Source organism: Pseudomonas sp. 3-2 (genome assembly GCF_019710535.1).
GTDB classification, from domain to species: domain Bacteria; phylum Pseudomonadota; class Gammaproteobacteria; order Pseudomonadales; family Pseudomonadaceae; genus Aquipseudomonas; species Aquipseudomonas pharyngis.
In genome coordinates this window covers 6,327,940-6,351,326 of the sequence record NZ_CP081200.1, presented here as the reverse complement: position 1 = coordinate 6,351,326, position 23,387 = coordinate 6,327,940, and the positions used below count along the sequence as shown (strand labels likewise).

The window sequence follows — 23,387 nt, the reverse complement described above, 5'->3', positions numbered from 1 at the left end:
GTAGGTTTGTCCTTAGGTTTGCGCGGGTTCTTGGGTTTCACCTCTTTCACCACCGGCACGTCGGGCTCCGACTGCTCCGCCAGAGAAAATTCCACGCAACCGACTGCCAGCGCAACCGCCAGGACAAGATGTTGGAGCTTGTATTTGCATTGAATGGGCATTCCGTTCGCCTCAGGTGAAATGAGGCCAAACTGTAAAAGTCGACGCCGGTCCTCCGATGCCGGGCAATTCCGAGTCGGATGCAGGCGATGACGCCTGCTTTTGTAGCCCGGGCGCTGGCAGGTAATGAACCCGCCATGATTACCCGATCGACCAGACGCCTTTACCTACAACGCCCGCTGAAATCCGGATTGGCGAAATCTCAAAAACTCATCTGCCACTGCCCGATCAACCCGTGATTACGGCTGTTGCTGCCAATCTCGCCGCTGTATCCCAGCCCCAGCGTATGTCGTGCCGAAACGCCCAGATCCAGCCCTGCTTCCAGCACCAGACTGTCACGATCCAGTGAACTGCCATCGACGCTGAATGCGGTGCCACCCACGACGAAGGCCTGACGGGTCGAGCTGCTGACATCGCCGTAGGTGTGCTTCCAGCCAGCGGCCATGCGCGGGGTCAGGCTCATGCCATTGTCCAGCGAGCCGAGGTGCGCCAGGCGCACGCCGAAGGTGCTGCTGAAGTTGTCCTGAGTCTGGCTGTCGACCTGCAAGGCCGCCGCGCCGCCCTTTTCCTGATAGCGCTCGCGGTGATAGCGCTGGTAGCCGAGGCTGGCGAACGGTTCGGCGCTGAGCCGGCCAGTGCCCATGGCATAGCCGAGTTCGGCGAAGGCTTGCTGGCTGTCGGCGTCGTAATCGCCTTTGGGACGATCGCTGAAACCATTGAATGCGATGGTGCGTTTGCTTTCGCCCTGATGGCCGCTGTACGCCGCGCCGAGGCGCAGGGCCAGCGGGCCGTTTTGATGCAGCGCGTAAACGCCGGCGTGCCAGCTCTCGACATTGCCGTCGACGCCGGTGGCGTCCAGGTCGGTCTTCGAATAGCCGCCGAGCACGCCCAGTCGCCATTGTGGATTCAGCGCCCAGTCGGCGCCGAGCACGCTGCCCTTGGTGCGCTGTTCCAGACCGCTGCTGCCGTGTTCGCCATCCAGCTTGCCGTAGCCGCCGATGGCCTGCAGCCAGAGCCGGCCCCGGGCATTCGGGTCATTAAGGTTTCGAGCTTCGGACGGAACGCCGTTAGCCGCGAGGATCGGCGTATCACGCTGATCAAGACCGACCATCAAGCCGGGACTGCCACCCATTTGCTGCATGGCCGAGAGCATGCTGCTGCCAACCTGGCTGCTGGCGCCGAGGGTGGCGCTGGTGAGGTTGGCGTTGCTGGCGCCGGCCAGTTGCTCGATGGCCGCGCCCGCGCTGGATTGAGTGGTGTTGAGCAGGGCGTTGTACAGCGCATTGTTCTTGCCGATCGAGGCCAGGCTGTTGGCGGCGTTGCTGCCGTTGCCGGTGGCGGCGAATTCATTGAAGGCCACGTCATTGCGGGTATAGGTCAGGTCGACCTGCGTTGGTGTGTAGGCGAGGGTCGGCGTGAGGAACGCGTAGTCGCTGGTGACCGCGCCGAACGTGCCGTTGACCCGCGCTGCCTGCAGCACTGTGTAATGGCTCTGCCACGGATAAGTGCCGCTACCGGGATTGACCGCCAGCGTCGCGCCGTTGAGGTTGGCCGTGCCGCCAACCTGAACCGGTGCGCTGCTGCCATCGGCGTTGACGCCGTAGGCGAGGGTGGATGCGCCGCCCATGTTCAAGTCGTGCACGATGGTCGCGGTGCCGAGGCGGGTGTCGGTGCGCAACGTGCCATTGACGTTGAGGTTGCCCACCGAACCACCACCCGCATACACACCACCGGCGTCCACGGTCAGGTTGCCGGCGATGCCACCCTGGTTGACCAAAGTGGCGCCGTTGCGCACGGCACCGCCGTCGCTGAAGTCGCCGCTGCCGGTGAGCGTCCAGGCGCCTTGTTTGATCTCGAGCCATTCGAAATTGCGGCTGGCACCGAAGCTGCCGCCCGCCGCGTCGTCCATCACCACGCGGTCATATCCGCTGCCACCGTCGACCACGCCGACAAAGCGGCTGCCGCTGCGCAGGGTCAGGCTGTCATTGCCGCCACCCAGGTCCAGCGCCAGGCCGTTGCTGCCGCTGATCGTGCCGCCGTTGATCACGCTGTCGGCGAACTCTCCGACGAATTTCACGCCGAAGCCGTTGAGGCCCTGGATAGTGCCGTAGTTCTCCAGCGTGGTGGCCGCCAGCCCTGCACCGCCGCTTCCGTCATCTACCAGAATGGCGCTGTTGGCGCCGCTGATCAGTGCATCCTTGGCGTTGAGAATGTAACCGCCGCCCAGGGCAATGCCTTCACTGCCATTGGCGAAACCACCCTTGTCCACACCGCCGGCGCCGACGCCCTGGATGGTGCCGTAGTTTTCGATGTGGGCGATCTTGTCGATGTCCACGCCGTCGCCGTCGCCATTGGGTTGCAGCCCGGAATACGCGCCAGTGATGGTGCCGTGGTTGATCACCGTGCCGTCGCCATCGGAGCCGAAACCGGAGCCGTTGCGCCCGGTGATCTGCCCGTAGTTGACCAGCGTCGCTCCCAGGTCGGTGGTGATGCCATGGCGGCCGCCGGAAATCACGCCGTAGTTGGTCACGCTGACGCCGGTCGCGGTGTCAATATCGATGCCGTCGAATTTCTGGTCGGCGTTGTGCGAGTCACCGGTGGAGACCTCGCCGTAGTTGCTGATGGTCGCATTGGCGCCGGTCTTCATGCCGTCGCTGGCGTCGCCACGAATCAGCCCGCCCGCGCGGTTGATGATCGTGGTTTTTACCCCGTCGCTGCGCAACGCATCCAGATCGAGGCCTTGGCCGGTGGTCGAGCGAATGGTGCCACTGTTGTCGATCAACAGACTGCCGCTGACAAAGTTGCTGTCGATGCGAATCGCGTCGTTGGAACCGAGAATCTGCCCGCCGCTGCGGTTGTAGATCGCGTAGTTGCGTGCCTGGGTCAGATCGCCGCTGCTGTCGATAGCCCGGCCGCCGCTGGAAATGATCTTGCCGGCGTTATTGATGATCACACCGACGCCGCTGGTGCCGTCCTTGAGGCTCACAGCCTTGCCGCTGTTGGTGATGCTGCCCGGCGCCGAAATCGTCAGTGTGTCTTTACCGCCCAATGTTTGCGACGCGGTGGTGGCGGTGTCGATCTGCACGGTCTTGCCGTGGGCGGCGCTGGTGGCGATCAGCAGGGCAATGGCAAGCGACAGGCGCTGGGGCGGGAAGGGCATGGGCAGAACGTCCTTTTTGTTATAAGCGGGGGCGTCCTGTATAGCGGAGGGTTTTTACAGAATGATGTACGGCCTATGTGCATTCTTTTGCAGTTCAGGCCTCAGATTTGGACGTTCATCTGCAATTCATTGCAGATCCGACGGTGGTGCAGAGTCGAAATCGCAGCCTTGGACATCGCTTGAATGAGATGCCGCAGGCTGCGCTCTTCTACGTTCACTGGCTCAACCGCGGCACTCGACCAACCCCTTCACCTGCCCATCCGCCGTCTGATTCTCATCGCTCAACCAACGTTCGAACCCGGCCGCAATCGCCGGCCATTCCGAATCCAGAATCGAGTACCACGCGGTATCGCGGTTCTGACCCTTGACCACCATGTGTTGGCGGAACACGCCTTCGAAGCTGAAGCCCAGGCGCTCGGCCGCGTATTTGGAGCGGGCGTTGCCGTTGTTGCATTTCCATTCCAGGCGGCGGTAGCCGAGGGCGAAGGATTCCCTGGCCAGCAGGTAGACCGCCTCGGTGCTTTTCGGCGAGCGCTGCATCGGGGCGCCGAAGGTGACGTGGCCGATTTCGGTGCGGCCCTGAGCCGGGACGATCGACATCAGGCTGAGGATGCCTTGCACCTGGCCGCTGGCGCGGTCGATGACGCTGAAGAAATACGGATCGCTGTGGGCGGCGTGGTTGTTCAGCCAGTCATTGAAGGCACTGCGTTCCAGGAACGGGCCGTAGGGCAAGTAATCCCAGAGCTTCGGGTCGGCGCCGGGGCCTTGCAGGGCATTGAACAGGTCGTCGCCGTGGCGCGCCGGGTCGAGCTTTTCCAGGCGGATGAAGCGGCCTTCGATCAGGGTGGTCGAGGGCGGCGGCACGCCTTTCCAGTCAGCGAGAGAAATGGTCATGCGCGTGGCTCCTTAAATGGCTTTGCGAAACTGGATGAAACCCGGGCGTTCGGCGATGCGCTCGTAGAGCTGGATCGCCGTGGCATTGGTTTCGTGGGTCAGCCAGTGCACCTTGCAGCAACCGTCGGCCTTGGCCGTGGCGTAGACGTGTTCGATCAACAGGCGACCGACGCCGGTGCCACGGGTTTGCGGCTCCACCAGCAGGTCTTGCAGGTAGCAGGAGTTCTCGATGCTCCAGTTCGAACGATGGTAGATGAAATGCACCATGCCCACCGCTTTGCCGCCGGCCCAGGCGAGGGCGGCGTGGGTCGGTTCGTTCGGGTCGAGAAAGCGCTGCCAGGTGCTCTCGCTGACGGCGTCCGGCAATTCAGTGTTGTAGAAGCGCAGGTAGGCCTGCCACAGCGGCAGCCAGGCCGCGTGATCGGCGGCGCTGACCGGGCGGATATCGATCTGACTCATGGTGATTTCCTTAACGCATCAAGTGAGCGAGGGTTTGATCGTTGATGTCGGAGCTGGCAGCCAGGCCTTCGCGCACGCCGGCGATGTCTTCGGCGCTGCGGTTCTGGCTGAGCTTGCGCTTGCCTTCGAGGCGATCGATCGGAATGGCGAACCCGACGATGGCCTTGAGCATGCCGTCGATGTAATCGGCCGGGGCATCGTCGACCGACCAGGGCTGGGCGCGGCCCGCTTCATGGCGATTGGTGAGGGTGCTGACGATATCCAGCAGCCGACCGCCATCGCTGAAGGTTTCGGCGTGACCGTAGGCGTGCACGGCGACGTAGTTCCAGGTTGGCACGACTTTGCCGTGCTCGGCCTTGCTCGGGTAAAAGCCCGGGCTGACGTAGGCATCGGCACCGGGGAAAATCAGCAGGGCCTCGGCGCCGTCGCGCAGGTCTTTCCACTGCGGATTGGCCTTGGCCAGATGCCCGTACAGCGTACCGTTCGGACCTTGTTCACGATGCAGCAGCACCGGCACATGACTGGCCTGCAAGCCTTGCTCGCCGTGGCTGACCAATATGGCGAGGCGGGTGGCGAGGATCAGTTCGTGCAGTTGGGACAGGTCGTCGATGGCAAAGGCGCGGGGTGTGTACATGGAGAAAACTTCCTTGGCGAATGCCTGCATCGTAGGCAGGCTATTGGTCTGTTGTAAGAGCCATTGATGACCAATTTCATAGGTCCATTGTCATGCCCGATCCGACCACACTGTCGCTGCCGTTCAACCCTGCCGGTATCGAACTCGACCGCCGCAAAGGCCTGAGCCGTCAGCTCTACCAGGCCTTGCGCCTGCGGGTACTCGACGGGCGCCTGGCCAGCGGCACGCGGTTGCCGGCGAGCCGTGATCTGGCGGCAGCACTGGCGATTTCCCGCAACAGCGTGGTGCGTGCCTACGATCAGTTGTATGCCGAAGGCTTTATCGAAGGGCGGGTCGGGGACGGCACTTACGTGGCGCAATTACCGCAATCGCTGGCGCCCGCGAAAAAACTATCCACAAAAGTATCCACAGGGTTTTCAACAGGCTTACCCACAGCCTTATCCACAATTTCGTTAGATTCCACTGGTGATTTATCCAGCAAAGTTATCCACAGCGGTGCGTTGCAGCGGCTTGAACAGAACCATTTACCGACGCCACCAAGCGGTCCGCCGCGAGCATTCCGGGTCGGCGTTCCGGCCTTCGATCTGTTCCCGTTCGACGTCTGGGCCAAGCTGAACGCGGCGTTCTGGCGCAAACCCGATTTGCAGCAGCTGTGTTACGGCGATCCGGCAGGCGATGCGCGCCTGCGCGGTCTGATTGCCGCTTATTTGCGCAGTTCGCGGGGTATGCAGTGCTCGGCTGAACAAATTGTGATCACCAGTGGCGCACAACAGGGAATCAGCCTTTGTGCACAGTTGCTGGTGGAACCGGGCGCCGGGGTGGGCATCGAGAATCCCGGCTATCGCGCAGCGGGTCATGCGTTCGCGCTGGCCGGTGGTCGATTGCATGGCATTGCCGTGGACGAAGAGGGCATCGACTGCACGGCCCTGGCCGCCGCCGAAGACTGCCGGGTGGCGTATGTCACGCCGTCCCATCAATACCCGACCGGAGTGGTCATGAGCCTGGCCCGTCGTCTCGAACTGTTGGCCTGGGCCGAGCGCACTCAGGGCTGGATCGTCGAGGATGATTACGATGGAGAGTACCGCTACACCGGTGCGCCACTGGCCCCTCTGGCTGCACTCGACCGGCAAGGACGGGTGTTGTACGTGGGTACTTTCGGCAAAGTGGCGTTTCCGGCCTTGCGCCTGGGATATCTGGTGTTGCCGCCGGGCCTGGTCGAGGCTTTCTCGCAACGTCGCGCGGTAGACGTACGGCATTCCGAAGTCAGCACTCAGGCGGTGATGGCCGAGTTCATGGCCGCCGGCCATTTTCAGCGGCATATCCGCAGGATGCGCCGAGCCGCCCTGAGCCGGCGCGACACCTTGATGAGTGGCTGGCCGCAGGAGGTCGAGGGTGTCGGCCCGCTGCCCGCGGTCTCCGCCGGCCTGCATTTGACGGTGCCGGTGGAGAGCGTCGAGCGCGAGCGCCAGCTGATCGAACTGGCGCGCAGCATAGAGGTTGAGATCAGCGGATTGAGTAACTACTGGCTGCCCGACTCGCTGACCCCGCTCGATCGGCGAGCCGGTCTGGTGCTGGGTTTCGCCGCCGTCCCGGAGCCGGCGATCGATTCGGCGCTGGGCCGTTTGCGCCGGGCCTGGCGGGTGTGAGCCTGCGACGTGACTTCAATCGTCGACCGGGTCGCGGGGCTGCGGCTTCAGGAACAGGTCCCGAACCACCGGATCGACAATTTTACGCAGCGCATTCTCGACCGCATCGAACGTGCTCAAGGATTGCCGCGTCGCCGCGTCGAGCGTTTGCAAGTAGGGCTCGGCGGGTTTGAGGTGGGCGGTGGTGTATTTCGCGTCGGGGTCCTTCAGGGCGTCGTAATGGAAATGCGCCACCCAGAGCGGTTCATTATTGCGGGCTTTGTCGAGGATCCGGTATTCCTGAAAATAATCCCCGCGTTGCCGGGTGCGGATGCGTCCGCGTTCATCCTTGACCACCTCCACCAGCCCGTTGTCATACAGCCAGTGAAAGTACGCCTCCCGGGGTTTGCGTTGCTTGAGCATCGCGGCATAGGTGCTGATACCTTCGGTCCGGGTGCGTTGCGCTCCGTTGCGTAGTTCCTGACTGAGAGAGGCCACCGGCAGAGGGGGGCGCCCAGCCCTTTGCTGGGCTGCGAGCGCAGCGTCGACGTCGCTGGCCGTTTGCGTGAGCCTGACCGATTGCTGTTCGAACATGTCACGAATGTCCGCTGGAATGCGGCCGGGACGTTTGGCATCTTCCCGGGTTGTACGGTTGAACTCGTTGATTTTCAGATTCAGTTCCAATGCCCGCGCGATGACATCGACGGCATCGGATTTTTTGGGGAGCCGCGAACGCGACAGTTTGATAAAGGGGATTTCCCTGATGGCACCGGACTCTTCGCTCTCGCGTGACGATTCGCTGGCGCCCTGACGAGGGCGGCTCTTGCTGACCTTCACCCTGGGTCTCGACGTCGACGGTCCCGGCTGCGAAACGGACACGACCGGCTGCTCGGTGCGCTCCGGTAGTTCTGCGACCAGACGCGCTCCGGCCAACGCATGGAATTCACCGATCAGCTCATGGATGCGATCCAGTCGCGCCTGCACGAACAGTCCCGGGTGGGCGGCGGGCAATTGCTCGATCTCTTGCGCGAGGCTGGCGAAGCGGTCGTTCAAGCGGGCCAATTGCTCGATTCGTTGGCGCTGCCCGCCGGCGACGGGTTCAGCCCTGGTCAGCTCGATCAGGTCATGGCTGGCAGTCGAAGCGTTGCCGGTGATGAGGTTGACGGCTTCTCGGGCATCTTCCATGGCCGGGCCGGGCTGTTCGCGCACGCACCATTCGTAAGCCATGCTGATTTCGTTGGCCTTGAGGTCCAGATCGGTGAACGCCGGAAGCAGCCGTTCCAGATCGTGCCCCACTTTGCTCGAAATCCCCGCCAGTTGTCCCAGGGTGTCCAGCGACTGACGCAGAACCTGCCGTCGGGCGATCATCTGGTCGCTCAGTGCCGTGGCTCGGGTGGTGATATCGATCTGTTCGTCCCGTGACAGGGAGATATCTGTGCTTGCACTGTTGGCGAATTTTTCGGTCATTTGTGCATAGACACGCATCTGCAGGCGCAGTGCACCGCCCAGGCATCGGTGTTGTTCTGCGGTCAGGCGCATCAGTTGGGACTGATAGAACACGCCACCGCCTCCGCTCTGACGCCAGGTTTCCAGGTGTCCGAGCGCCTGGGTGTATTCGTCACCCAGCGCCTCGGCCAACGCCAGGTAGCGTTGGGCCCTGGGTTCGAATTCACTCGAGGAACCGTCCCGTGGCAACTCGAGCAGGGCGCTGCTCACGGCGTTTTTGCGGGTCACTTCCTGCGCCATGAACTGATGAAGGGCCGTCCAGGCTTTTTCCTTGTTTTGCGCCTTGGCGCGCCGCAGCGCCTCGATTCGCCCGGTCGGGCTGCCTCCGCGCAGTCGCAGTTTCGGGTCCCAGTGCCACTCACCCAGCGTGTCATCGAATTTGATGGCCAGGCCGGTATGCGAAGGGTCGGCCGGGTCTACGATGCAGACCGGTTCATTGTCGGGGGCCGTCACTTGAAACCAGCGCGCTCCCACGCGTGCGCATAGCCGGTCGCCGAGGGTGTAGAGGTGGCTGACCGGGGAAATCGAATGTCCGTCCAGATCCGGTTCGGGTATTTGGAAACGCTCCAGCATGGCCGTGAATCCGGCGCTGGTCGACGGGCGTACCAGAGTGCCTGGCTCGACGCTCGACAGATGGTTCGGGGCAATCACGTCGGTCATGGCGTTTGCGTTGAAACGGATGGTCGGCGGCGTTGGCGGGAAAGTACCGGAAACGGCGGGCATCTCTTCCAGTGTCTGTTCAGCCGAGGTCTCGAACAGCGCCAGGGGCGTACGACTGCGCAGCGTGGCGATGTGCTGCGTCAGGATGATGCCGAGGGTCAGCAGGATGTCTCCGACGGAGCGCCACTCCACCAGTGTGTCTCCCTGTTCCCGGGCATCGATTGCCTGCTGGATCTGTTCGATGGTTTGCCAGACCCACACGGCGGTGCCTGCTGCGCCAACCATGAAATTGGACGCGATACTGAACACCGCCCAGCCGCTGTTCGCGAGCAAGGCTCGCCGACGTTCGCTGTTGGAGACTGACTGGCGGTCGGCCAGTTCGGCCAGCGCCTGGCTGTTGGCAGTGTGAAGGGCGTCGAGGATATCGCCGGTCAGCGGCGTATCGTCCAGTCCGATCGGGCCGATCAAGTCGAAGTGGATAAAGGGCTCGAACGCCATCCGGGGAATGATCCAGGGTGACGGAATGCCGCTGGAAAAAACAAACTGGGCGTATTCGAAACTCAGCGACGGGCTGGCCAGCCAGGCCAGCACCGAGTCTCGCAACTCTCCAGGCTGATAAATGGCGTAGAGCAGGTTTTGCGGCGAAGCGAACTGCCGCAGCGGGGTGTCCGACAATGGCCGGTAAAGCAGACAGGGGCCCAGCTCCGGCTCGCGCGGCCCGATGATGAACGTGTTGGCCACCGTGTCGGTCACGTTGCTCAAGCGGAATCGAGGCCTGAAGGCCAAAGGGCGGATGTACACGCCGGGCTCGGTGTCGGACTGCCCCGCGCTGATGGATGCCATCAGTTGACAGATATACGTGTAACCGCGCTCGTCGACATCGCCTCGATGCCGGAGCTTGCACTCCAGGGCCAACAGCGGCAACAGGGTCGGCAGCTGGCGCCGGTAGCGGGCCCTGTGGCGGGTGGCCTGTTGCGGGTCGTCGATCAGTGCCTTTTTTATCAGTGCCGGATAATGGCCTCCAATATCGACCTGCTCTGCCATCTGCGTCAGGTAGTCGACGGTCAACCATGCCGGCACGCCATGGCCATTGGTGAACGCGACGCTGGCGAGATACGGCGTGGTGTTTTCAAGGGCGAACTCGCCGAGGGTCTGATGTTCCTGCTCCAGCGGGTTGGGCAGGGTCAGGCCGGCAACCTCGAAGCTGTGAGTGACGGTTATCTGCAGATCGTCGAGCGGCAGCGAGGCGGCGTCTTCGGCAGCCTTGTCGGCGACAATCGCCTCGCGCATCTGTTGTTGGGCGTAGGACTTGATCGAAAGCAGAGGCTGTCCGACGTTATCACTCGGTTCCTCCTTATGAAGCCTTCCGAGTTCGACGATGTAGCGTGTGTAAGCCTGAAAATCACGGATCGATCCTGTGTAAAGCCACTTGGGAATGGCCCGGTTCAACTGGCTGAGCCGGGCATGGTCCCTGCCGCTTAAATGCCTGTTGTGCGATGGCGAGGAAAGGGCAGTCGGAACGACGGGGCGGTTGGCGGGATCAAGGGCCTTGATGTCGTCCAGCTGAATGTTCACCAATGCCCACGTACAACTGTCGAAAATGTTCTCCTGCGGCTCCACCAGTCGCCACTCGAGGCTGCGCCCGCTCAGGTCCAGGTCGAGGCGTCCGGGCAGTGACTCTCCCAGTTCGGCGAGGGACGAAAACGATTCGTGGCCGGCGCCGATGGTGTACATCAAAAACCGTTCGCGCTGTTTGACGGTCGCGGTCAGCACGATCGCGCCTGCGATGGTCAAGTGGGTGGTGTTCGAGCCCTCGACCAGGTCGATATCCAGCAGGCAGGCGCGGATCTGGCTGAATCCGTTTAGCGTCGATTGACGCATGGGCTTTTCCGGATGGTTGGCCACCCACTGCCCAAGGGCGCAGGCGTCGGCATCCCAGCCAACAGCGGATTGCACGTCCACGGCGGTTTTCAATGTGTCGGACAGCTCCTGCCAGCGGGGGCGATGTGCGCCGGTTCCATTCCAGTAGTCGAGTTGTTGCTGTGCGAAGGCGATGAAAAAGAATGCGGCGTGCTCGTTGAGCAGCGATGTCAGCTCATCCATGTCGACGGCCAGGTGAGTGGCCGGTTGGGCGTCCGGCGTGACCGTCAGGAAATGTTCGCCTTCGATCAGGTTCGCTCGGGTTTTCTCGACACTCTGTCGGATGAGCGCGTGGGTCAGGGATTCGAACCGGAAAGACTCGATCGCGAACCCTTGTTCATCGTCGCGCCAAACCGGAGTGGCGAGCATGGTGTGATCGGGGTCGATCTGCAGGTGTGCATAGTGCTTTCCCAGCGCCTGTTGCAGTAGCGTCGAGGCCACCTGATTCAGCGTCGGGCCCTGGCTGATCAGATCGATCAGCCGGCTCTGTTCGAGCAAAAACGGGGAAGAGGCAGGCGTGGTGCCGGCGGCGGTTTCAGTCATGGTTCAGATCCCGTGTGAAAGGGCAGCGCGGCTGGCGGCCCTGATGCGACGCACGTTATCCGTGCGGGCATCGGGCAGGGCGGTGCATAGATATATGCCGGTGCGCCGATGCCCCAAATTCGCGGGCACCGGCGCACCGGCGTCAGGAAAAGAACAGCGCAGCGGCCTGCGCACGATTGATTTCACCGCGGTAAATGGCGATGAGTTCCTGGTTGCCGGTGGTGCGTGGATCGAAGCGTCCACCCAGTCGGCGTTGCTCTACGGTTTTCAGGTGCGCGGCGTTGAAGGCGGTCACCGGATCATTGATTCCGCTGTAGTGGAAGTGCGCGTACCACAGAACCGCGTGGGTTTCGTGATCGAGCACCTCGTACTCGTCCAGGTAACCCTTCCCGGAGCCCTTGAGCCGCTGCCGGGCAGTGGCTTTCGAGATGTCTACCTGGCCCTTGCTCTTGAGCCATTCGACACGGGCCGCGGTGGGTGGTTGCTGCTTGATGATCCGGATGCGTGCGCTTTGGCCGCGTTGATAAAGCGCGGTGGCGGCATCGGCGAGTTCTCTGTTCAGGGTGCTGGCCGTGGCATTGCGATCATCGGTGAGATTGCGCGCGGTCAGGGCCCGGTCGATTGCATCCCTCGCTTCGCGCAGCCGGTCGGCATGCAGGTAGTAGAGATCCTGAATTTCGCTCGGAATGCGCGCGGCCCGGTTGATGTGGGCCTCCGCGCGCCGGTGAAAGGCAGGCAGGCCATCGATCAGTGCCTGGCCTTCCTCGATACAGCGGTGCAGGCTGGGTGCCGGTCCTTTTGACACGGGTTTGGGTGTGACCCTTTCGAGCCAGACACCCGGACTCTTTTCGTGAAAGGTGGCGATGATCTTGCCCGTCAGGGGCGCGCGCACGTCGACCAGATCGGTTTCCCGGCCACTGGCGTCCTTGCGTGGTTCACCGACGACCGTGCCCTTGTAACGGGTCTTGATGACCTTTTTGGCCGACGCCGTCGATGGTTTCGAAGGGCCCGGTACGGGATCGAACTGTCGTTTGTCGCGCAGCAGGTTCACCAGCCGGTCGACCGTCCTGTCGGCAAATCCGGCAACGCGCCGGCGTACCTGTTCGATGCGATCGGCAAGCAGTTGCTCCGGATACTCGACGAGCAGGTCTGCAAAGCGCTGATCGACAGCGACGAACTGTTCGGCCAGATTGCTCATCGTCTCGATCCGCTGACTCAGATTTTGCAGACTCTCCTCGTTGCTCACTTCCAGAGAACTCTGGATGTTCAGCGCCGCATCATCGATCAGGTTTTCCAGCGCCAGCCGCGCATCGACCGGCTCTTGTGTCAGGTCCGGCCTGATGCACAGCTCCTGCTCCAGCGTGATTTGCAGCAGCTTGAGGTCATCGATCGTGTAGCGGGGGAGTTTCGCCTTGTAGTCTCGCGTGACTTCAAGGGCGTCCCTGCCCAGCAGGCTCAGTTCATCGAGTCGGCTACGGGCGTATTCGATCTTGTCGATCATGCCCTGGGTCATGTCACTGGCTTTGGTAAAAGGCGCGTTGCGCTCTGCCGACAAGGGTGCCGAGGGCTCGTCAAGCAACGCCAGGGTAGTGCTCAGGCTGCTGCGGAATTCGGACGATTGTTCGTCGAGCCAGGATTGCACCAGAAACAGCTGCAGTGATAACCGCTCGATCATGGCGGTACGGTAATTGGGGATAGGTTCGACGACGTTCATGGCCTTGAGCTGCTGGATATGCTCACCGTACGCCCTGATCTGCACCTCCAGGGTGTCGAGAAACTGCTCCCGGGCGCTCGGACGGTTATCGGGGGTGGCCTGCAGCATGGCCTCACGCACCTCTTTGAGCTGGGTCTGTTTGGCCTGCAAGGTGGCGTCGAAGTCGGTGAGCGCTGCCTTCATCTGAATCAGCCGCGCCCGGTTATCGTCCTGCAGTTTCCTGAGCCGGCTGCGCAGGCCGCCACCGTTGAGGCGCAGGCGAAGATCGACGAACCACTGACCGTCGGCATTGTGAGTCAGCAGCGGCCCGGTACGCGCAGGCTGCTGGCGCGAATCGCTGATCTGGACACGTTCGTCGTCATTCACGATCACCTCGAACCAGCGCTGACCGACTGCTGCATACCAGGCGTGCCCATGGGCATGAAGGTGTTGGTACGGGCCCTCGCCCTGGGCATCACCCAGGCCTTCGGGCCTGGGGACCTGGAGGCTGTCGAGCAGCGAGCCAAGCCCCGGTTGCGAGCGGTCCAGAGCGCCGATAGCGTTGACCGAGATGTCATGGCTGGCGGACAGTTCGCGGTCGCCGATGTCCGGCAGGCGCAGCACCTTGATGGCCGGGGATAGCGTTCGGGCAGGTGTTTCAACGACGGTTTGCGGCGACGCCGGTGATTCATGGACCGGCCTTCTGCCAACAGCGGCCCTGTGGGCCAGTACCATGCCCAGTGCCAGGAGGATGTCGGCCAGCGCGCTCCAGTCGAGTCGGGCCGGAGCCTCATTGGCGGCGTCATTCATTGCCTGCAAGTCATCGATGATCTGCCAGATCCACGCCGCCGTCCCCACGCTGCGCCCCAGGAACGGCAGCGCCGCATTGAAAATCCGCCAGCCACCATTCTTCAGCGAAGCCCAGCGTGCTTCAGCGTTGGATACCGACTGCCGGTCCGACTGGGTGAGCATGGCTTGCACATTGGCGTTGAACAGGGCTGGCAAAATCGGGTCTTCGATCACGTCGCTGGCCAACGAAACAGGACCGCTCATATCGAGGGCGGCGCTCGGATCGACCAGCGATTGGGGAATCGTCCAGATCGAAGGCAGCCTGGCGGGAAATACGTACTGCTCGTAATTGAAGCGCACGTCGTCAGGCAACCAGGCCAGTACCGCCTGGCGAATCGAGCGTGAATGCTTGATTGCGTATAGCAGGTTGGCGGGGCTGGCGTATTGGATCAGTGGCGGATCGAGCAGAGGCCGGTAAAGCAGGCAGGGGCCCTGATCGGTCTGACGCGGACCGATGATGAACATATTGGCAACGATGTCACGCGGACGCTGGCCGACAATGAAAGCCAGCGGGCGGACAACGATCTGCTGCCCATCCACTTGCCGTTCGCTGGCGGTGTCGGCCAGTGCAGCGACAATGTACCGATAGCCTCTTTCGTCGATATCCATTTCGCCACGGATCTTGTGTTGCAACGCCAGCAGTGGCAGCTCGGCGGATAACTGTCGAGTGTAAAGCTGCTGCAGGGTGGAGGCCCGCGTGCTGTCCTCGACCAGGCAGCGTTTCAGCATGGCCGGGTAACGGGCCCCGATGTCGACGGTGGTCACGAGCCTTTCCAGATAATCGGCACTCATCCAGTCAGGCACCGGAGTGCCGTCCTTGCAGCGCACGACTTTGTTGCCCGGCGGCAGCCCGGCCAGATTCTGCAAGGCGAGATCGGTGAGGGACAGCGTGAGGGTCTCGGTATTGCCCGGCCACATGAACGTGCCCCAGACCACCAGGCTGGTAATGCTGATTTCGAGGTTGTCGACCCTTACATCGTTTGTCTGGGGTTGTTCTCTGCGGATCTGTGCGCTCAGGGCTTCGAGGGTGAAAGTGCGCAGGTCGGGGACTTCGTTCTGGAACGTCTTGCCGGCGTTCTGGTGTTGTATCAGCACCAGATCCAGCAGGTGGCGGCTGTAGCAGGTCTGGTCATCGGCCCTGGCCTGGTCCAGCCAGGACGGCAGCAGTGGTCGCAAGTGCTCGGCCTGGGGTTGGAGTTGCGGTGGCAGCTCTGCGGTGTGTCTGCCGAGCGTGCCCGGATGCGGTAGAACGCCCGGCCGGGTCGAGGGCGGCGACCCGAGCGCGCCGATGGCGTCTGCTTCCAGAGCGATGAGAATGCAGGCCTGGCGATCAAAAAAATTGCCCTCCGGCTCGATCAGCCGCCAGTTCAGCGAGACCGGAACAGCCTTTGCCGGATACGCGTTCCTGATAGCCTCGCCCAGCTCCTCGAAAGAGTCGAAGCGCTGGAAACCCAGCGGCAGTGAGTGGCTCAGGATCAGGGTGCGCCCGGCTACCGAGCCGACCAGCACGGCGGTGTCGAGGACGTGGAGATGGCGGCGTTGCACCTCGTCACCCGCGTCGACATCGATCAGGTACGCGCGGGTCTTGTACTTGTCCCGTAGCAGGCGCTGCGTTTTGTCAGGATCGGCGAAAACGGCCCGGGCCATGGCCAGCCGATGTTCGTCCCAGTCGGTTGTATCCTTGACGTCCCACAGTGCACGCAAGGCGTCCGACAACGAATACCAGCGCGGATGCGACAGGCCTGTGGGTTCGTTCCAGTAATCGATCTGTTGTTCCTGATAAGCCACGAACAGCAGTGGCGCGAGTTCGTTGATCAAGCGGGCGAGCGCATCGATCTTGACCGCCAGCGTGACCGGTTGCTCATTCGTCGAGCGCCGGACAAGGTAATGCTCCCCATCGATCCAGGTGACGGTGGTCGCGCCAAGTGCGAGACGCACCAGCACATTGGTCAGGGATTCGGAGCGGCTTCGGCCAGGAATCACGCGATCTCCGTCGATTTGCCAGACCGGAGTCACCACGAGGGTCTGGCGCGGGTCGAGCTCCAGTTCCGGATACAGGGTCTTGAGTGCCGGGCGCAAGGTATTCGTGGCGACCTCCCACAGTGACGGACCGGTCACCAGTTGGGTCAGTACGTCGACAGCGCTGGGCGTCGGGATTTCAGGCATGGCCATCTCCTTGATTGAACCTCAGGCGGCCGGAAGCGGCGCCGGGTCGAGCAAGGTAGCGGGCGAGACGGGAGCGGTTGCGGTACATAAATATCGCAGGCAAAAAAAGACCCGCGTGTGCGGGTCGGGGTATCAGGTGGCGGACTTGAAGCGGCTCATTGCTCGAAACCTTCGAGCACATTCACCGCGTTGATACCGATTTCTTCTACCGCGTAGCCACCTTCCATGACGAACAGGGTCGGTTTGCCGAGGGCCGCGATGCGCTTGCCCATCGCCAGGTAATCCGGGCTGTCGAGCTTGAACTGCGAGATCGGATCGTCCTTGAAGGTGTCGACGCCCAGCGACACGACGATGATGTCGGCGCCGTAGTTATCGATCTCCTGGCAGGCCTGATCCAGCGCTGCGCTCCAGACATCCCAGCCGGAACCGGCCGGCAGCGGGTAGTTGAAGTTGAAGCCTTCGCCGGCCCCTTCACCGCGTTCGTCTTCGTAGCCGAGGAAGAACGGGAATTCCGCTTCCGGGTGGCCGTGGATCGAGGTGAACAGCACGTCGCTGCGCTCGTAGAAAATCGATTGGGTGCCATTGCCGTGGTGGTAGTCGACGTCGAGGATCGCGACTTTCTTGTGGCCCTGATCGAGGAATGCCTGCGCGGCGATGGCGGCGTTGTTGAGGTAGCAATAACCGCCCATCAAGTCGCCGGCAGCGTGGTGTCCCGGCGGACGGCACAGGGCGAAGGCACCCCGGGCGCCACGCTGGATTTCCGCTTGTGCGGTCAGCGCCACTTGCGCCGCGCTGTACGCTGCTTGCCAGGTGCCGGCGGTGATCGGCGCGCCGCCGTCGAAGCTGTAATAGCCGAGCTGGCCGTGCAGGCTGGTCGGCTTGATCTGACGCAGGGTGCGCGCCGGCCAGGTGTAAGGCAGCAAATCGCCGTCGGTGTTGAATTCGGTCCAGCGCGCCCACGCGCCTTTGAAAAAGTCGAGGTAGTCGCGGCTGTGAATGCGCTCGATCGGCCCGAGGCCGAAATCCTTCGGCGCCTCGACCGGGCCGAGGTTTTGATTTTTTACCCGTTGCAGCACGTGGTCGGCACGCGACGGCATCTCGAAGCAAGGCTTGAGTTGCCCGTCGATCAACTCGCAGCGGCCATGGTGCAGGTGGTGATCGTCAGAGTAGATCGTCAGCATTTGTTGTTCTCCGCAGGGGCTGATTCGGTTGGCTCCAGTGTTGCGGCGTGGGGCGAATCGGAGAACGGCCAGAGAGGCCAAAAGGGGATTGATGTGGCCAAAAATACTGACCTGATATCGCCCCTCGAAGGTTTAACCGTGTGGTCGGAACTGACTCGGCGCCACGCCACTCCAGCGCACGAAGGCGTGACGGAAGCTCGCCGTCTCGCTGAAACCCAGGGTTTCGGCGATGCGGTAGATCGGTAACTGATCCTCGCAAAGCATCTGCTTGGCCCGCTCGAAACGCAGTTCGTCGAGCAGCTCCTGGTAGCTGCAACCCATGTCCTTCAGATGCCGACGCAATGTACGCGGCGAGCAGTTCATCTGCTGCGCCAGACCTTCCAGCCCCGGCGCGGCGTTGAGTTGTGCGCTGAGCAACTGACGGATCCGCCCGAGCCACGCCTGACGGCCAGTGAACTCGATGTTCTGCTTGCGGCACCGCTCGGCCATGGCTTGATGGGTGATGATGTCGGCGAGTGGCAGCGGCTGGTCTAGCCAGCGTCGGTCGAAGGCGAAGGCGTTGTCTTTGGCGCCGAAATGCACGGGCGCCTTGAAGTGCTCGGCGTAGCTGTCGCGATAGTCCGGCGCAGCGTGTTCGAAGCGAGCGGCCAGCAATGGCAGCGGATGGCCGAGCAGGTCGTCGCAGATGACTTTCAACGACACCAGGCAGAACTCGGCATTGAACACCGCCATTGCCGGGCTTTCGCGGTAATCGGCGGCAACGAACCAGACGCGCTCGCCGTCGTCCTCCAGGCTCAGCTCGAAAAGTGTTCCCAGCAGCGCCGGATAACGGATCGCCAGCCGCAAAGCGTCACCGAAGGTGGCACAGGTCAGCAGCGCGTAACCGAGGATGCCGTAGCAGGAAACATGCATGCGCCGGCCCAGTTCCAGTCCGATGTCGTGCTTGAGCGCGACCGCATTGGCGCAGACCTGCATCTCCTGATTGGTGGTGATGCGGGTGTCGGCCCGGCTCAGATCCGCCGCACTGATACCGCTGCCGGCGAGCAGTGCTTCGCTGGACAGGCCTTGATCCCTGAAGGTGTTGAGCACGAGGGAGACGGCGTTGAGAGTGGTGAGGTGGGAGTGGAGCATGGGATCTTCCAGCCTTGGGATGCCGGAAACGGCAGCAAGTTGCATGCCGGGCTGTGGGAGCAGAGGGGCTCCCACAGCCTGTTGCCATCAGATGAGCTCGCCGCACAGGTCGAGTTCGACCAGTCGCCGAACTTCAGCTGTCTCAAGACCTGCACCGAGCAATCCGTTCAACTTGCCGAACGCTGCTTCGCGGGTCATGCCGCCACCGGACAACACGCCAACACCACGCAAGCGGCTGCCGGCTTCATACACATCCAGTTCCACACCGCCTTCATGGCACTGCGTAACCGCAACCACGACGACACCGTTATCCCGCGCCCTGCCGAGGCTGGCGAGGAACTCTGGATTGTCGCTCGGCCCGGTACCGCTGCCGTAGCATTCCAGCACCAGACCCTGAATGCCGCTGTCGAGCAGGCCGTCGATGATTTCTGCGCCGATGCCCGGGAAAAGCGGCAGCACCGCAACTTTGGCCAGTTGCTTCGGCTGGTTGTAGTTCAGCGCTGCCGGCAGGGACGTGGCTTTCACGCCGCCTCCCTGACGCTCCAGACGTTTGAACGGATGACGGCCGAAGCTGCGCACTTTCGCGCAACGGGTCGGGGCCAGCAGTTCGCCGTGGAAATACAGGTGCACGCCCGGCGCCAGGCCGTGGCCGAGGGCGACCAGTGCGCCGCTGAGGTTTTCCCAGGCATCGCTGTCGGTGACGCCGGCCGGCAGCATCGAGCCGGTGAAGCACACGCGGGCATGCAGGCCGAGCAGCTGGAAGCTCATGGCTGCGGCGCTGTAGGCCAAAGTATCGGTGCCGTGCAGGATCAGTACGCTGTCGCAGCCTTGCACATCGACGGCGTCGACCACCGCTTCACGCAGTTGCTGCCAGTACGCCGGGGTCATGTTGGCGCTGTCGATTAGCGGCGACATTTCACGAAAGCGCCACTGCGGCACCACCAGCTCCGGCTGGCTGTGCAGGTAATCGCGCATCCGCGCTTCGAAACCGGACGCCGGGGCCAGGCCATTGGCGCTGGCCTGCATGCCGATGGTGCCACCGGTGTACAGCACCATGACGTGCTGGGCGGCAGGGTAGGAATTGGCAATCATCTGAAGGTCTCCACAAGAGATGACAGGTGGGAGCGGGCTTGCTCGCGAATGCGGTGTGTCAGCTAAAGATGTTTCGACTGATTCACCGTCTTCGCGAGCAAGCCCGCTCCCACAGGTAATGCATTGCACTTTAACTGACGGGCGCAGGGGATGCGCCCGTCATTCTCCCGTCAGCGTTGCGCTGCCGGGATGCCTTGCGGCTGAGTGTTGGCCTGGGTGTCGGCCGACGGGTTGGCAGGCCAGGCTTTCAGGTCCAGATCCAGGTCGCTGAACTTGCTGGAGTCGAACACCGGTTGGTCGACGCCTGCGCGGCGCTGCGCATCGTAGTCGCGCATCACGCGCATGCCGACCTTGAACAGCAAGGCCAGGGCCATCAGGTTGACGAAGGCCAGGCAGGTCATGGTGATGTCGGCGAAGGCGAACACGGTCGACAGATCCTGCATCGAACCCCAGACCACCAGCGCCAGCACCAGGCCGCGGAATGTCATCAGCGCAGCGCGGTTGCGGGTGAGGAACTGCAGGCTGTTTTCGCCCAGGTAGTAGTTGTAGAGGATGCACGTGAAGACGAACAGCGACAGCGCGACGCTGACGAACATGCGGCCCCAGTCACCCACCACGGCGGCCAGCGAGTTCTGGGTCAGGACGATGCCGTCACCTTCGAAGCCCGGGGTGTAGAAGCCCGACAGCAGGATCAGCAGTGCGGTGCAGGTGCAGATCACGAAGGTGTCGAGGAACACGCTGAACGCCTGAACCACGCCCTGAGCACCCGGGTGTTTCACGGCGGCCACGGCGGCGACGTTCGGCGCACTGCCCAGGCCCGCTTCGTTGGCGAACACGCCACGCTTCACGCCCATCACGATCGCGCTGCCGAGCAGGCCGCCGAAAGCCGGGTCAAGACCGAAGGCGCTTTTGAAGATGGTGACCAGCATGGCTGGCACGTGTTCGATCTGAGTGCCGATCACGTACAGGGTCACACCGATGTAGGCCAGGGTCTTGATCGGCACCAGCAGGTCGGACACCGAAGCGATGCGCTTGATGCCGCCGATGAAGGTGATGGCCAGCAGCACTGCCAGGACGATGCCGGTGTGTTGCGGATCAAAGGCAAAGGCGTTTTGCAGCGAGTGGGTCACGGTGTAGGACTGCAGGCCGATGAAGGCGAAGCCGTAGGTGACCAGCAGCAGGATCGAGAACACCACCGCCATGCCTTTGAGCTTCAGGCCGTGCTGGATGTAGTAAGCCGGGCCGCCACGGTACAAACCGTCGCCATCGGCGCGCTTGTAGACCTGGGCCAGCGTACATTCGAAGAAGCTGCTGGACATGCCGACCAGCGCGGTCACCCACATCCAGAACACTGCACCCGGACCACCGAGGGTCACGGCGATGCCGACACCGGCGATGTTGCCTGCACCGACGCGGCCGGCGAGGCTGAGCATCAGGGCCTGAAACGAGCTGAGTTGCCCGGCGCTGCCCTTGAGGCTGTCGCGGAACACCGCGAACATGTGGAAGAAGTGGCGCAATTGAACGAAACGCGAGCGAATCGTGAAGTAGCTACCGAGCCCGACAATGAGCACGATCAGTACTTTCCCTGAGAGGAAGTCGTTGATGACTTCGAGCATGGATTTTTCCTCGCTGTTTATTGTTTAAGCAAATGCTGGATGGTCGGAAACATCGCGTTACACCGGTGTGCGTGCGGCACAACGGGCGAGGCGAGGGTTCGTCCCGGATCCATATCGCGGGTTTGTTATTAGTTCGGGTTTCGCATGGGTTATGGCCTCGTTACCGACGACCGCTCACGCGAAGAGGGGCGGCACTATACCGATCAGTGCGGCGCCCGTCTGCACGGTTGTGGTGCAAGCGACGAAACGAAGCTTTGAAACACCCGACGTTACCGGCGTCGGGCTTGTATGGGGACTGCTCTTTTGTGGGAGCGGGCTTGCTCGCGAAAGCGCTGTGTCAGGTTCATTGATGCCGACTGATATGACGCCTTCGCGAGCAAGCCCGCTCCCACATAAAGCCGTTCCCAGACATACGTTTTTCTCTGGCAAACAGTTAAAAAAAAGGGCTCGGGGAATCATCCCCAAGCCCTCAAAAGGTGAGAGGTGTCTAGTCCCTCGACCTGGTGAGCGGTGCTACAAGTCACGCGTCGGCTCAGGCTTTGAGCGGAACCAGACGCGGAGCAATCATGTTTTCCGGGCGCAGGATGTCGGCGAGCATGGCTTCGTCGAGCAGACCTTCTTCGCGCACCAGTTCCAGCACGCCGCGGCCGCTTTCAAGGGCGATACGGGCGATGCGGGTGGCGTTTTTGTAGCCGATGTACGGGTTCAGTGCAGTGACCAGACCGATCGAGTGTTCGACCAGTTCGCGGCAGCGCGCTTCGTTGGCGGTGATGCCGACGATGCAGTGCTCGCGCAGCATGTCCATGGCGCGTTGCAGCAGGCGGATCGAGTCGAGGATCTTGAAGGCGATCAGCGGCTCCATCACGTTCAGTTGCAGTTGGCCGCCTTCGGCTGCCATGGTCAGCGCCAGATCGTTACCGATGACCTGGAACGCCACCTGGTTCACGGCTTCCGGGATCACCGGGTTGACCTTGCCTGGCATGATCGAGCTGCCTGGCTGACGCGCCGGCAGGTTGATTTCGTTGATGCCGGTGCGCGGGCCGCTGGACAGCAGGCGCAGGTCGTTGCAGATCTTCGACAGTTTGACTGCGGTGCGCTTGAGCATGCCGGAGAACAGTACGAAGGCGCCCATGTCGGAGGTGGCTTCGATCAGGTCGGCGGCTGGAACCAGCGGTTGACCGCTGATCAGGGCCAGACGCTGTACGGCCAGGGCCTGGTAGCGCGGGTCGGCGTTGATGCCGGTGCCGATCGCGGTGCCGCCCAGGTTCACTTCGGTCAGCAGTTCCGGGGCCAGCGTCTTCAGACGGGCCAGGTCTTCGCCCATGGTGGTGGCGAAAGCACGGAATTCCTGACCCAGGGTCATCGGCACGGCGTCTTGCAGCTGGGTACGACCCATCTTCAGGACGTGGTTGAATTCTTCACCCTTGGCCGCGAATGCCTGAATCAGGCTGTCGAGGCTGGCCAGCAGCGCGTCGTGACCCAGCAGCAGACCCAGGCGGATCGCGGTCGGGTAGGCGTCGTTGGTCGACTGCGCCATGTTCACGTCGTCGTTCGGGTGCAGGTACTGGTACTCGCCTTTCTGGTGACCCATCGCTTCCAGCGCGATGTTGGCGATCACTTCGTTGGCGTTCATGTTGGTGGAGGTACCGGCGCCACCTTGAATCATGTCGACCACGAACTCTTCGTGGAAATCACCGCGGATCAAACGTGCACAGGCTTCGCTGATGGCAGCGTGCTTGGCTTCGCTCAGGTGACCCAGCTCGCGGTTGGCGTCAGCAGCGGCCTGTTTGACCATTGCCAGACCGACAACCAGCTTCGGGTAGTGCGAAATCGGAACGCCCGAGAGACGGAAGTTGTTCACCGCTCGCAGGGTCTGGATGCCGTAATACGCTTGAGCAGGGACTTCGAGGGTGCCAAGCAGGTCGTTTTCTGTGCGGAATGATGCAGCGGAGGACATGATAGAAATCATCTCGATAGGGACCCGGTCTGTGCCGGAACGCTGCGAATGCTAGGCTTGTGGGAATTTTTGGGCCAATGCTGTTAAACACTGCCCTATGCACATTCGGCATAATGCCCGTGTGACGCCGCGTGCGCGGCAG

Annotated in this window: 12 protein-coding genes; 1 reads left to right on the top strand and 11 read right to left on the bottom strand. The window is 62.4% G+C overall.

Annotation, left to right across the window (positions count from 1 at the left end; genetic code table 11):
• Positions 1–361 precede the first annotated feature (361 nt).
• The 4 genes from K3819_RS28930 to K3819_RS28915 form a co-directional block, all read right to left on the bottom strand.
• On the bottom strand, positions 362–3,319 hold the full coding sequence (locus tag K3819_RS28930; protein ID WP_221398362.1) for an autotransporter domain-containing protein: 2,958 nt from the start codon (positions 3,317–3,319) through the stop codon (positions 362–364).
• A gap of 222 nt (positions 3,320–3,541) precedes the next feature.
• Positions 3,542–4,213, bottom strand: a complete 672-nt coding sequence (locus tag K3819_RS28925; RefSeq protein WP_221398361.1) for a GNAT family N-acetyltransferase — start codon at positions 4,211–4,213, stop codon at positions 3,542–3,544.
• A gap of 12 nt (positions 4,214–4,225) precedes the next feature.
• Positions 4,226–4,672 (bottom strand): GNAT family N-acetyltransferase, encoded by a 447-nt coding sequence (locus K3819_RS28920; RefSeq protein ID WP_221398360.1) that lies wholly within the window; start codon positions 4,670–4,672, stop codon positions 4,226–4,228.
• Between the two features lie 10 nt (positions 4,673–4,682).
• Positions 4,683–5,306, bottom strand: a complete 624-nt coding sequence (locus tag K3819_RS28915; protein ID WP_221398359.1) for an FMN-binding negative transcriptional regulator — start codon at positions 5,304–5,306, stop codon at positions 4,683–4,685.
• Between the two features lie 92 nt (positions 5,307–5,398).
• On the opposite strand from K3819_RS28915, the gene K3819_RS28910 reads away from it, so the two are divergent.
• Positions 5,399–6,952 (top strand): PLP-dependent aminotransferase family protein, encoded by a 1,554-nt coding sequence (locus K3819_RS28910; RefSeq protein ID WP_085612429.1) that lies wholly within the window; start codon positions 5,399–5,401, stop codon positions 6,950–6,952.
• Between the two features lie 15 nt (positions 6,953–6,967).
• Here the strand turns inward: K3819_RS28910 and K3819_RS28905 are convergent, their stop codons facing one another.
• The 7 genes from K3819_RS28905 to aspA form a co-directional block, all read right to left on the bottom strand.
• Positions 6,968–11,560 (bottom strand): dermonecrotic toxin domain-containing protein, encoded by a 4,593-nt coding sequence (locus K3819_RS28905; RefSeq protein ID WP_221398358.1) that lies wholly within the window; start codon positions 11,558–11,560, stop codon positions 6,968–6,970.
• A gap of 142 nt (positions 11,561–11,702) precedes the next feature.
• Complete coding sequence (locus tag K3819_RS28900; RefSeq protein WP_221398357.1) at positions 11,703–16,268, bottom strand: dermonecrotic toxin domain-containing protein; 4,566 nt, start codon at positions 16,266–16,268, stop codon at positions 11,703–11,705.
• 155 nt (positions 16,269–16,423) lie between these two features.
• A complete protein-coding gene (locus tag K3819_RS28895; protein ID WP_085612426.1) occupies positions 16,424–17,449 on the bottom strand; it encodes a histone deacetylase family protein in 1,026 nt (341 codons plus the stop codon).
• A gap of 132 nt (positions 17,450–17,581) precedes the next feature.
• A complete protein-coding gene (locus K3819_RS28890; RefSeq protein ID WP_085612425.1) occupies positions 17,582–18,580 on the bottom strand; it encodes an AraC family transcriptional regulator in 999 nt (332 codons plus the stop codon).
• Positions 18,581–18,667: 87 nt separating this feature from the next.
• Entirely contained in the window at positions 18,668–19,672 is a 1,005-nt protein-coding gene (locus K3819_RS28885) for an asparaginase (protein WP_221398356.1), read from the bottom strand.
• 170 nt (positions 19,673–19,842) lie between these two features.
• Positions 19,843–21,288: a sodium:alanine symporter family protein gene (locus K3819_RS28880; protein WP_163973737.1), complete on the bottom strand. Its 1,446-nt coding sequence runs from the start codon at positions 21,286–21,288 to the stop codon at positions 19,843–19,845.
• Between the two features lie 532 nt (positions 21,289–21,820).
• On the bottom strand, positions 21,821–23,245 hold the full coding sequence (gene aspA, locus K3819_RS28875; protein ID WP_039765095.1) for an aspartate ammonia-lyase: 1,425 nt from the start codon (positions 23,243–23,245) through the stop codon (positions 21,821–21,823).
• Positions 23,246–23,387 lie beyond the last annotated feature (142 nt).